Below are 13,224 nucleotides of genomic sequence, written 5' to 3'. Positions count from 1 at the left end.
GGCAGATTTTCTGCCCTTTTTTGTTATTTATAATAAAGTTGTAGGAGGATTTACGTATATATAGCATTTCTTACCATATTCTTTTATTATTTCCATTAATTTTTCTTGATCATTAATATTATCTTTAATAATAACCTGATATCTATATAATCCTCTCAATTTAGGAATTAACGGTTCTGTTGGTTCAAGAATTTCAATTGAGTTGTCAAATAAGTCATTTATTTCTTCATAAAAATCAAAGGCCTCTTTATAAGCTTTATTTTTATCTTCATTTGAAAAGAGAAAGATAATTAATTGAGAAAAAGGTGGATAATTGAATTTTTTTCTATTGCTTAGTTCTAAATCTATGATTTTATCATAATCATGATTTTTGACAGCATCAAAAAAATCTTCTCCAGATTTAAAGGTTTGAATTATAACCTTTCCTTTTTCTCTTCTTCCAGAACGACCGGCAACCTGAATTAATAATGATGCGGTATGTTCAAATGATGTATATTCTGGAAAGCTCAAGTATCTGTCGCTGTCTAAAACTATTACCAATTTTATGTCACTAATATCCAATCCTTTTGTTATCATTTTTGTTCCAACTATAATCATAGGTTCTTCTTTTTTTATTTCGTTAAAAGCGTTTTCTAAGTCTTCGTGAGTTTTTATAATTTCTCTATCAATTCTAACTACTTTTCTTGAAGGGAAAAATCTCAATATTTCATTTACCACGCGTTCTGTTCCATATCCTCGTGATTGAAGAGTTGGAGAACCACATTTTGGACATACTGGTGGTACATTTGTTTCATATCCACAATAATGACATTTAAGCTTTTTGGTATGTTTATGATAGGTTAGTGAAATATCACAATGTTTACATTTAATTATTTCACCACAATTTGTGCAGATCAAATAGTTTGCATATCCCTTGGTGGGAGAAAAGATAAGCACTTTTTTGTTATTGCTTAGCGTTTTACTAATTTCTTTTATAACCTTTTTTGTAAAAATCCAGCTAACCTTTTCTTCTTTTTTTATGTCAATAATTTCTATGTCCGGCATTTGCGTAAATACACGTTCTTGAAGTTTGTGTAGATTTATCTTACCTTCAAAAGCGTTTTTCATTTCACGTATTGTTGGAGTTGCTGAAGATAATATAACCTTTATATCTTCTATTTTTGATCTTAAATATATTACTTCTATGGCGTCATAGGATAATTGATCAAATTGATAAAATGATTGATCATGTTCTTCATCGGCAATAACAAGTCCCAGATTTTTCAGGGGAATCCATACAGCACTTCTTGCTCCAACAAGTATATCAATTTCACCATTTACAGCTTCATACCATGTTTTGATTTTTTCTGCAGGAGAAATACCAGAATGATAAACTCCTATTTTTTTATCAGGGAATCTATTATTTATTCTTGAGATTAATTGTGGGGTTAAAGAAATTTCTGGTAATAATATCATGACTTTTTTTTCGTTTTTAAAGTATGATTCCATAGCTTCAAAGAATATTTCTGTTTTACCACTTCCGGTAACTCCATATAATAACTCTATATTTTTATTTGAATATAGTATTTTTTCAAGTATTTCCTTTTGTTTTTCAGTAAGTGAAACCTTAAAAGGTGTTTCCTTTTTATAATCTGTATAAGAAATAATTCCTTTTTTTATTAATGTTTTTAATGCGGTAGACCCAGGTTTTATTATATTATTTTGATATAATTCTTTTTCTATTACACAACCGTTGTTTTCCTGAAGAAAATTTATTATATTCATTCCAGCCTGAGAAACTTTTTGTTCAAGTAATTGATTTAAGTCTAATTTTAAGGATATATACCTATCTTTTTTTTCGATTTTTCTTTTATAGTACAATTCAAGAGAAACTATATGATTTTCAAGCAATTGTTTTAATTTTTTGTTTGCTTCCTTTTTTGTTTTGAATTTTTTATAAAATTCGTTTATAAAAATAGGTTTTTCAATAGGAGCTAAAGGCGATTTTGGTATTATTTTAATGCGAGTTCTATCAGAAGAAATTGGCGGAAAAACAATTTTTGCAATCTCGCTTATTGGCATTAAAAATTTTATAGAAGCTTCTTTTATTAATTCAATATGTTTTTGCGAGATTAAAGGTTTTTCATCGAGTAATAATTCTATTTCTTTTACATTATAAGGTTTTTCAGAGGTTTCTGAAAGTATAACGCCTATTTTTTGCTGATTTCTAAAATCAACTAACACCCGTTGGCCGGGTGTTAGTTGATTTGTTGATTTGTATGTATATGTGTTATATGTATATGTTTCAAATACGGCTATTTCATAATAGTGATACATATTTTCACTGCCTTATTAAGATTTTTATTTCCAATCCATTTACTTTATTGATTTTGGTAATTTTTTCTTTTGTAAAGTAATCTATATATTCATTATTAAGTTCGAGATTTATTTTTGCAGGTGTTTTTCTCGAATTGGTAATAACGATTACCTCGTTATTATTATAAACTCGTTTATAAATTAAAGTGCCTAATTTTTTCTTTAATATAATATAATCACCGTATCGCAAAGCAGGATTTTCTTTTCTTAATTTTATTAATGATTTATAGTAGTTTAAAATATCTTTGTTCCATTTGCTTTTATCCCATGGGAAAGGCTTTCTACACCAGGGGTCTCCACCACCATCAAGTCCAATTTCATCTCCATAATATATTAAAGGTGCTCCAATAAATGTCATTTGTAAGGCTACAGCTATTTTAAAGCGTTGCACATCGCCGTTTAATTCATGCAAAATTCTTGGTGTATCATGGCTATCAAGAAGATTCCATAATATATGCCATACCTGAGGTGGATATTTTTTTAAATAGTCATTGGTATTTTTTATAAAATTTGATGCGCTTCCACCTTTTGCATATAATATAGCAGCATCTCTAAACAGATAATTCATTACTGTATCAAATGCGGGTTTTTCAAAATAATGTGTGGAATCTTTCCAGTATTCACCGCTTATAAGTGCATTATCATTAATTCCTTTTACTAAAGGCCTAAAAAAATCTTCCCAGAATGAGTCTTTAATTTGTTCTACAGCATCAAGTCTCCAACCGTCAATATCAAATTCCATCCATTTGCCAATTATTCTTGAAAAATAAGCTTTTACTTCTGGATTGTCTATGTTTAATTTTGGTAAATCTGGATATCCCCACCAGCATTCATAACTTTCAGGTGATTTTATTACAGGAAATTTCTTTATATAATACCAATTGAGGTATTTTGAATTATCCTGTTTTTTGAAAATATCTTCCATGGCAAAGAATTCATCACCCGAATGATTGAAAACACCGTCAAGAATAATTTTAATATCTTTTTCGTGAAGTTTATTTACAAGTTTTGCAAATAAATTATCATCGCCAAAATGCGGATCAATTTTTAAATAATCTTTTGTATCATATTTATGACTTGAAACTGACTCAAAAATAGGATTGAAATATATTCCTTCGATACCAAGTTCTGTAAGATAATCAATAGAATCTATAACTCCCTGTAAATCCCCGCCGTAAAAACCATGTGAACCAAGTGATTCCTGAGTATATGGTCCATTCCAGTTATTTGTATATATCGGGTCATTATCTTTGTTGCCGTTTCTAAACCTTTCAGGAAATATTTGATAGAATATTCTTCCTTTTGCCCATTCTGGCACGTCAAAATATTTAATAGCAGGATTTTCAAAATCAAAGAAAAAATTATTTTCGGGAATTTGGATGGTTGTTTCTCCGTCTTTTATGAGAAAATGGTATTTTAATATATCTGAAGGGGTTTTTATGTGAAATCTATATAATAATGTATCTGAAAAATCTATTATTTCTTTATTTAAAATCTCTCCGTTGCCAACGAATATTACATCTTCAACATCATTTTTTTTAACTTCAACAGCTAAATATATTTCGCCTTTTTTTACAGGATTAATATATTTCCTTTTTAATTCATGTTTTGCCAGATTTATTATTCCATCACCAACTGCCACTATTTTTTCACCCTCTCTTTTTATAATCAATAATGAATAAATTTTTCCATTAAAATATTTTGTATTGATATTCTTATAATCCAGAGTTTCTTTTCCATCTATTATATAAAGATATTTATAAATGCCTTCTGATAAATTAAATGTAGTTTTCCATAAGCCTGTTTGGGTTTTATTTAAAGGAACAGGTGAAAAATTCGTAAAATCACCTGTTATATACACATTTGATGCATCTTGAGTATAATAAAAAGAAATTTTTATAGGAAAGACTATTAATGAAAGTAATAAAACTAAAATTATAAGAATATATTTTTTCACGTATTATCTCCTTTCAAATATAGTGCTCCAAATTTCATATCATTTTCAAAAGTAGAATATTCCTTATTTTTATAGTATAAAGAATAAACGTTAGTAGCCTTAAAATCGTATTTTATCATCTCAAAATATAATTTTTTGTCTATATTCCACATTCTTTTATTATTCGATGTATCTCTTTCGATTTTTTTTATTATAGAAATATAATTTGAAGGTGTTGTAATAATAGGGTATTTTACCTTTTTTTTCATAATTGAAAGTAATTTTCTTCCTTTTTCAGTAAATCCAAGAACTCTTAGATATTGTGGCCCTTTTTTATTTGCTTCTGTAATTAATTTCTCTTCTATTCCAAAATAAATATTTAATATGCTTCTTTTGATTCTTGTATAGGTGAATCTTTTTGCTTTTACATCTTCAAATAATCCTTTAATAGTATAATTATGTTTTGCTGCTTCGATGATTCTTTGCTCTAACCCTTCTTTTATACCATGGTATTTTTTTAATTTGTCCCTATCAAGTGTTCTAAGATGCGAAATAAAAGAGATTTCCATATCTTCAAGAAAAATAGGTGCCCTTCCATTTTTCTCTTCTTCCAATATTTTTTGAAAAGTAATATCTGGAACTGCATCTTTTATAAGATCATATTTTTTTTCATTCCATAATTTTCTTATAGCTGTAGCACTTGAAAACTTTCCTTTGAATTTATCTTCATTGTAATCTGCACCCTGTCTTTTTATTGTATGGGGAATGATTTTTGAATTATATTCTTTTAAAGCTCTTAAATATTCAACACCTAAAATATCATTGGATTTTTCTATTATAAGTATTTTTTCTTCTGATAATAAACTGTTTTTTATACAATAATCAATAAGTGCGTATTTTCTTGCATTTGGAAATGAATATCCTTCTTTTAATTTTATTTTTAAAAGTTTTTGATACTCTTCAGGTTGATTATGTAGTATATCAGCTATAACATTTAAAGTTTCTACATCAGAGGATTCACTTCCAAAAACAATATCTGTTACAACCTCTGTTCTATTAAGAGTTCCAATGGAGCCAAGAGCAAATCCGCCAGCATCCTGAATTGAATATAAAAATGGAAGTTCAAATACAATATCTATTCCCATTTTTAAGGCTATTTCTGCTCTTGAAAATTTATTCAAAATAGCAGGTTCCCCCCGTTGCACAAAATTTCCACTCATTACAGCAACGGTAAAATCGGGATTTATTAATTTTTTTGCCTGTTCCAGATGATAAAAATGCCCATTATGGAATGGGTTATATTCTACAATTATGCCAAGTACTTTCATTTATTTATTAACACTCCGTTTTTGGTTCTTCGTGATCCTTTAAAATTTTTGGATTATTATTATCATCAACAACAACGATTTTTGGTTTTGAATTCTCTCCTTTTTCATATAAACCATAAGCCATTATAATTACTTTATCCCCTAACTCAACCATTCTTGCAGCTGCCCCATTTAAACCAATGATTCTTGAACCTCTTTCTCCTTTAATAACATATGTTTCAAATCGAGCGCCGTTGTTTATATCAACTATTTGAACCAATTCGTTTTCTTCAATATCTGCTAATTCCATTAATTCTTCATCGATTGTTACACTGCCTTCGTAATGAATATTTTTTTCTGTAACTGTAGCTCTGTGAATCTTACCCTTTAAAAGAATTCTAAACATTCACAAGACCTCCTATCAATAATTTCTATTATATATTCTACCACTATTTCTTGTATTTAAAATTAAAATTACTATTGCAGAATAATTAATTGTGGTATAATATAAATAATAATCCAGAAAAAGGGGGAGATTTTATGCCAAGAACAGTTTTAATTGACGGTAGTGTATCATATTCGTCTAATGCTCAGATTGTTCATAGTAAAATTTTGAAAGAACTGCTTATTGAATATCTCGAAGATCTTGAAGAAAGAAACGAAAGTTTATTGACCTTTTTTATGTCTTTTTTGAAAAATGAAGATGCTGTAGATATTGAAGAAAGATATGATTTAGACCAAATTATAAAAATGCTATTTGCTCTTTCCGCTGAAAAAATTGATGAAATTGATTCATCGCCATTTTATAGCTTCCCAAAACTAAGCGATAAAAAGGATCAGATTATAAAATTTGTAGAAAGTATTTATAATCTCTGGAGAAATAAACACAGGTTTATGATTCAAAAAACTGCCTATGTATCAAATGGAATTCAAAAAATATATAAAGAAATGATACTTGTGAAGAATAATACAGATTTCAAAAGCCTTGTTACTAACTTTTATAGACAGATTTTGATAAACGTATCTGATGAAAGGTTAAAAGTTTTAAGACAATTGCCAAGTGGTGCTCAGGTAGCCTTTTCTGTTGATTATCCGCAATTTAAATCTGAAGTATTAAACGGTTCTAAATCATTATATAAAACACCATTTGTCTGGGGAGTTGTCTTTGAACCGCCTGTGATTTTTTATACTAAGTCAAATAAGCGTAAAGGATTATTTAAAGTCTTTGATAAACCAATTTTGAAAAATATAGAATTTGATAATCCTGAGGATTGGTTTGCATTTCCAATTCATGTGGGTAAGAAATATATTCTTGTATATGTATATAAAGAATTTCTTGCTATGGCTGCAGGATTAACAAATCTTTTTGAATTAGCTGGATATGGAATAGTTCAAAGAAGAAAACCCGATGGAATTTATTTTTATGGACTTGAAGATAAATATTTTGAAAAAGATGAATATAGAAATGGCATTATTTTTAAAGAAGAAGATGGAACATATGTTGGAATGGTTGGCCGAGATGATTATATAGATTATTTTGGATATATGAAAAAGATGATACTTACAATTCATAATTTAATAGTAATAGATTCAGGAAATCTTCCTATTCACGGAGCACTTGCAGAAATTGTATTGAGAAACGGTAAAAAAGCAAATGTAATGTTAATGGGAGATAGCGGTGCTGGAAAATCTGAAACGCTTGATGCGTTAAATAGATTATCTAAATATGTTTCAGAGGTTAATATATTAATTGATGATATGGGATCACTGGAAATAGATGATAACGGAAATGTGGTCGCATATGGAACTGAAACAGGGGCTTTTGTAAGATTGGATGATTTACAGCCCGGATATGCATATTCTGCAATTGATAGAAGTATATTTATGAATCCAAATGAAACAAATGCAAGAGTTATAGTGCCATATTCAAATTATAAGGAAATTATTATGCCAACAAAGATAGACTATTTCTTATATGCAAATAATTATACTAAAGTTGAAAATGATGAATACATTTCATTCTTTGAGGATTGCGATTCAGCGTATGAGGTACTTTCAAAAGGTGCAAGAATGGCAAAAGGAACAACAGCAGAAGTAGGATTAACCTATAGTTATTTTGCCAATCCATTTGGAGCAATACAAAGAAAAGAAGTACATGAAAAAATAGCCCAAAAATTCATAGAACAAATGATAAAAACAGGAGTTAAGGTTGGGGAAATAAAAACACAGTTAGGTGTTTCAGGTTTTGAGGATGATGGGCCAGTATATGCAGCAAAGGCTCTTTTGAAACTTATTGAAGAACAATAATGAATTTATCTTGCTATAACTAATAGGAGGGTATTAAAATGGATTTAACTGAAATACCAATAAATGAAGAAAAAGTATTTACAGGAAGATTACTCGATGTTAGAAAATATACGGTAAAACTTCCAAATGGAAAAGAATCAACAAGAGAAATAGTTGTACATCCAGGGGCTGTTGCAATGCTTCCTGTGGAAGATGATTATGTATATCTTGTGGAACAATATAGATTTCCAATAAGCCAAACATTGCTTGAAGTGCCAGCTGGAAAGTTTGATGAACCTGGGGAAGAACCTCTTGAATGCGGAAAAAGAGAACTCGAAGAAGAAATAGGAAAAACAGCAGAAAAATGGATATATCTTGGATATATTCATACAACTCCGGGTTTTTCAAATGAAGTGATACACTTATATCTTGTAAAAGATTTAAAAAACACACAGGTAAATCCAGATGAGGATGAATTCCTTGAAATAAAAAAGATAAAGATAAAAGAGTTTGAAAAAATGATACTTGAAAATAAAATTACCGATGCAAAAACTATAGCCTGTTATAGTCGAGCTAAACTTTTAGGAGAAATATAATATAATAATAAAATAACCAGTGCTTAATTGCACTGGTTATTTTATTACGACAAATTCAAATTCAGCGCGTGCAAGGATTTCAAATTTTCCATATTTATCTTTCCAGACTTCTCCATAAACCTTTATTTTTTTATCTTTTAAATCATAAATATTTAAACTATCAAAAAAAGCATTGTATTCATTTCTTCTTATAGTTACATAAAAACTACTATCCTGGGATTCTATTTTTAAGAAACTTCCTGAACTACTTACATTTTTTACATTAAATATTACCCATCTAATTTTTCCAATGTCATCTTTTGATAACTGTGTGTCTAAAACCTCTCTATCTTTTGAATCATAAAAAGAAAAAATACCTTTTCTATTTTCAAAAGCACTTTTGTATGCTTTGATGAAATCTTCTTTATGTTTTGAGGTGTCGTCATAAAAGAGAGGTCTTGCATAGCCATTTTCCATTATTTCCTTATTTAAAAAATGCAAATTCCCTTCTTTATCTTTATAATACACATAAGCTAATAATCTTCCATAATATCCAGATTTATCAGAATCAAATTCAAGAAAAACACGTGATTTATTAAGGTTTTCAGTATTGATTTTATTTCTTGTAAACCAATAAGCCTTTTCACCTAATTCGCCAAGCGGTTTATCGCCACTGTGTGTTTCTGGTGTATCAATACCTATGAATCTAACAGATACTTCATCACCTTCATAAAATACTCTTATAGTATCTCCATCAATAATTCTTGAGACGTAATAACTTTTTTCAAAAGAAATTTCAGATGTGGATTGTTTGGAACAAGAGATAGTTACAAGTAATAATGACAGAATAACAGTAAATATAAGAAGCTTTTTTATCAATTTAACATTCCTCCTTTTAAAATTTTGTGGTATAATGTAATGTTAAATTCATGTTGCCTGAATATTATATCATAAAAATGATGAATGTCAATAAGGTAAATAAAGTAAATTAGCAACAACAAAATAGAGGAGGTTGTTCAATGAAAAAAAGTGTATTGTTTTTATTAATTGTTATTTCATTTATTACAATTTTCGGGGCGTTTAGTGGTACAAAGTTTTCTATGTTGGGGATATATACAATGAATCTTGATGATTCCAGGAATTTTGTTGATGTTTTTCCAATTGCATATTTTGATATTGGATTAACAGATAATCTTTCTTTGCGTTTCAATGATTATATTACTTTATCTTCTTCTACTATGTCCATTGATTATAACGAAGATGAAACATTAGATTTTAAACTTCCAAGATATTATTATTTACAATATAAGGTTGGATATGATGCATTATTAATGTTTGGAAAGTTTAAATTTAAAGATTATCCTTACGATATGAGAAGATATTATTCTTTTAGAATTGGAGGGTTTAGAGACGATTTAGGAGATAGTAAATATGATTTAGATCCTATGAAAATGGCAATTGGGGGATATATAAAACCGATAGGCGATTTGAAGTTTGGAGGAGCATATAGTTTAGAAGATAAATCAATTTATGCATATTTGGGGTTAGATGAAAGATATAAAAAATATATGTTCTATCTTTCTCAGGATAATAAGCACGACAAACTTTCAGTATCATTAGCTGGATACAACTCAATTAGATGGAATAGAAAATTAATAACACAATTATTTTATAGTGCTGGATATGCTGTAAATTCAAATGTTGAAAAATTTTCAGAAATTGTAAGCAACTTTGATAAAATAATTGAAATTTTACCAATACCAAAAGTTGTTGTAGGGGGTAAGGTAAATTATTATCCATATTATTTAAAGGGAATAGTATATTACAATATGGATGAAAATGGTGATAATCAATATTATTTAGATGTTGATGCAGCAACTAATAATCCTATAGGAAAAACATGGTTATATGAAGTAAGATTTGGATATTATTTACCAAAGCCATGGAAAATGGAAGTCTTTGCGCAGGGAAATTCATTAGATGAAGGAATACTTACAGATTACATAGTAAATTATGGTGTGGAATTAATAGGAGAAAACATCTCATTAAAAATTGCCGCTGAAGATATAAATGGTAGAGCCGATGGAAATCAAAGAATAGTATTGGGTTTTACAACATGGACAGATTTTATTATTACAGAAAGATCTTTAATGAATATAATCTTTTAAAACTTTAAATTAATCTTACAAAGGGGGTAGAGGTATGAAGAAAACATTGGTATTTTTATTGGCAGGTATTCTTGGAATCTTTTTATTAACAGGTTGTTTGACAAAAGAGAAGGTAGAAGAAGAATCGACAGATACAACACTTACACTTGCAGAATTAAGAGCAAAGATTTTGGAAAATAAAGATGTTTGGACAGATTTTAATTCTCATAATACAATATATGAAACAGAAGGAATTATAGCTTTTTTAACTATTTCAAGTAATGACCCAAAATATAATATTATTTATGTTGTTGATGAAAATGGAGAAAATGGTATTGATATTTATTATTTAGATAAAGATGAATTTGGTGGAAAATTTAATGTTGGAGATAAAATTAAAATAAAGGGTATTCCTTATTATAAATATTCAGATTATAGAATGTCTGTTAATGTTGATGGAGGGGAAATATCTGTTGTAGAATCAAATTATGGAGTTCCTATTGATAAAGCTAAAATTGTTACATCAGCGTTAGAAGAAGATGACTATGGTAATTTAGTTAATTTCACAGGAAAATATATTGGTGATGATGATTATAGTAATAAAAAGTTTATTGTAAATGGAGAAGAAGTATGGATTTATAAAGTATTTCCGGTTAATTTAACTTTGAATTCTACATATACTATAAAAGGAGTTGTAGGGCAAAATTATGGATACAAAGTATTTGTAGGAGATGAATCTTGGGTAACTTTAGTTGAAGAAGGTTCTGAAGAAGAAATAACTTTAGAAGCTTCAACAGTAGAAGATATAAGAGAAGAAATTGAAGAACATTACAAAGATCAGACAGATGGTTGGGATACAGGAAATTCAGAAATTGTACCTTTAAGAAAGATAGAAAATATGGTAGTTGTTTATGATGCATCGAGTTTTGGTGATGTGATGGCAGTAAATGAAAATGGTTTAGGGCTTTATTTAGAAGTTGATGAAGATGTAGATATCAATTTAAATGATAAGATTACTGTTACAGGTAGACCGTATTATGATGAATATACAAATGACGAATTCTTTGATTATAATTTTAAAGTTACTCGTTCAGATGAAGAAATAGTTGTTGCTGAAAAAAATAGTGAAATCCCTTGGGATAAAGCCGTGACATTAACTGCAGATAATTTACCAACAGAAGATAATTATGAAAATTTAGAAAGACTTGTTGTATTTGAAGGCTCATATTTAGGAAAAGATGGTTTTGGTCATTATGAATTTGATATAGATAATAATAGTGAGGCTGACATTATTGTTTATAAATATTCTGAAGTACCTACTTTTACTGAAGGAAAAACATATGAAATAAAAGGAATATTGAGTTACTATCATGGATTTAAAGTATTTGTTGGAGACCCATCATTTGTAACAGAGAAATAATTAATTTGAAAGCCCTCAGGGGCTTTCTTTTTTAGAGAAATGAATGGAGGAAATATATGAAAAAAACGGTATATTTAATAATAGTATTATTTACAATAATTTTTGTTTTATCAGGTTGTCTTGTGAAAGATAAAATTGATTCTGATTATTATTTCAACAATAAAAAAGTACTTTTTGATAATGCGCATTCGCAAACAGCTGGAAATGCTGATTGGACGATTACAGGAGGTTTTTCTGATTTTGCAGATGATATAAAGAATTATGGTGCAACGGTAAAACAATGGGGTAATGATGAATATGGAAGTAATCAAAGAGATGACGATAATCGTATAACTTATGATATATTATCTCAATATGATATGTATGTTATTCCAGAACCCAATATACCATTTACAAAGAACGAACAAGATGCAATAATAAGATATATAGAAAATGGAGGTAGTGTATTTTTTATTGCGGATCATATAGGTGCTGATAGAAATAATGATGGTTGGGATGCTGTGGAAATATTCAATGGTTTTTTAAAAGAAACGCATACAATTGAAAGTAAAGAAAGATATTCGGATGATTTTGTTGGAAGATTAGGTTTTAGATTTAGAGAAAAACAGTATTCTGAAGATCCAATAACTAAAATAATAAAACATGAAATAACAGAAGGAGTAAAAGAAACAGGAGCATGGGCAGGAACTTTGGAATATATAATGGATGAAAAAAATATCAAAGCAGTTATCTATTATAAAAGAGATACTTGGGGTGCATATGTTATAGCAGGACAATATGGAAATGGAAAATTTGTTGCAATTGGCGATTCTTCGCCTATAGATGATGGTACAGGAACATCTGGAGATAAATTATATGATGGATATAGTTATGGTAATGATAGAATTTTGATGTTAAATATAATCAAATGGTTAATTGATTAAAGAGGCAATAAAAAAGTATTTTAGAAAATAAGATAAGTTATTATAAACTAAAAAATGGTATTGATTCACTGATGCTTAACGAAATTAACGAAACTGTAAGTTGACAAAAGAGGAAGAAGGTGGTAATATATATACTCGGACGCGGGTGAGAGCGTCTGGAAGAAAAAGAGAAGAGGAAGAGAAGCTCCTTGACAAGTGAACAGAGACACCCAGCGGAAGTAGATTCAAAGAGTTAAGATCGAACTCGAAATCTTGGATGGAGGGTTTGATCCTGG

Annotated in this window: 10 protein-coding genes; 5 read left to right on the top strand and 5 right to left on the bottom strand. The window is 28.7% G+C overall.

Annotated elements, in window-relative coordinates; genetic code table 11:
• Positions 1–27: 27 nt before the first annotated feature.
• From priA to panD, 4 genes are read right to left on the bottom strand one after another with little or no spacing between them, the layout of a single operon-like run.
• Positions 28–2,316 (bottom strand): primosomal protein N', encoded by a 2,289-nt coding sequence (priA, locus tag XO10_RS03765; RefSeq protein WP_175421145.1) that lies wholly within the window; start codon positions 2,314–2,316, stop codon positions 28–30.
• Between the two features lie 4 nt (positions 2,317–2,320).
• The gene (locus tag XO10_RS03760; RefSeq protein ID WP_075780399.1) at positions 2,321–4,312 is read right to left on the bottom strand and encodes an alpha-amylase family glycosyl hydrolase; all 1,992 of its coding nucleotides are present in this window, start codon (positions 4,310–4,312) and stop codon (positions 2,321–2,323) included.
• Positions 4,309–5,619, bottom strand: coding sequence for a nucleotidyltransferase (locus tag XO10_RS03755; protein ID WP_175421144.1), 1,311 nt, complete (start codon positions 5,617–5,619; stop codon positions 4,309–4,311). Before XO10_RS03755 ends, XO10_RS03760 begins: the two co-directional genes overlap by 4 nt.
• A gap of 7 nt (positions 5,620–5,626) precedes the next feature.
• The gene (panD, locus tag XO10_RS03750; protein ID WP_014296244.1) at positions 5,627–6,004 is read right to left on the bottom strand and encodes an aspartate 1-decarboxylase; all 378 of its coding nucleotides are present in this window, start codon (positions 6,002–6,004) and stop codon (positions 5,627–5,629) included.
• Between the two features lie 134 nt (positions 6,005–6,138).
• Between panD and XO10_RS03745 the strand changes: the two genes are divergently transcribed.
• Positions 6,139–7,905 carry an ATPase gene (locus tag XO10_RS03745; protein WP_014296243.1) on the top strand — a complete coding sequence of 589 codons (1,767 nt, stop codon included), beginning with the start codon at positions 6,139–6,141 and terminating at the stop codon, positions 7,903–7,905.
• A gap of 38 nt (positions 7,906–7,943) precedes the next feature.
• Positions 7,944–8,480 (top strand): NUDIX domain-containing protein, encoded by a 537-nt coding sequence (locus tag XO10_RS03740; RefSeq protein ID WP_175421143.1) that lies wholly within the window; start codon positions 7,944–7,946, stop codon positions 8,478–8,480.
• A gap of 36 nt (positions 8,481–8,516) precedes the next feature.
• Here XO10_RS03740 and XO10_RS03735 read toward each other — a convergent pair whose 3' ends face one another.
• Positions 8,517–9,338: a thermonuclease family protein gene (locus XO10_RS03735; protein ID WP_175421142.1), complete on the bottom strand. Its 822-nt coding sequence runs from the start codon at positions 9,336–9,338 to the stop codon at positions 8,517–8,519.
• Between the two features lie 140 nt (positions 9,339–9,478).
• Here XO10_RS03735 and XO10_RS03730 point away from each other — a divergent pair, with 140 nt between their 5' ends.
• From XO10_RS03730 to XO10_RS03720, 3 genes are read left to right on the top strand one after another with little or no spacing between them, the layout of a single operon-like run.
• Positions 9,479–10,627 (top strand): hypothetical protein, encoded by a 1,149-nt coding sequence (locus XO10_RS03730; protein ID WP_175421141.1) that lies wholly within the window; start codon positions 9,479–9,481, stop codon positions 10,625–10,627.
• Positions 10,628–10,661: 34 nt separating this feature from the next.
• Complete coding sequence (locus XO10_RS03725; protein ID WP_175421140.1) at positions 10,662–12,026, top strand: hypothetical protein; 1,365 nt, start codon at positions 10,662–10,664, stop codon at positions 12,024–12,026.
• A gap of 56 nt (positions 12,027–12,082) precedes the next feature.
• The gene (locus XO10_RS03720) at positions 12,083–12,949 is read left to right on the top strand and encodes a hypothetical protein (RefSeq protein ID WP_175421139.1); all 867 of its coding nucleotides are present in this window, start codon (positions 12,083–12,085) and stop codon (positions 12,947–12,949) included.
• Positions 12,950–13,224: the final 275 nt, after the last annotated feature.

The organism is Marinitoga sp. 1135, assembly GCF_013363245.1.
Taxonomy (GTDB): domain Bacteria; phylum Thermotogota; class Thermotogae; order Petrotogales; family Petrotogaceae; genus Marinitoga; species Marinitoga piezophila.
The sequence above is the reverse complement of the archived record's forward strand: the minus strand, read 5'-3'. Positions and strand labels throughout refer to the sequence as shown.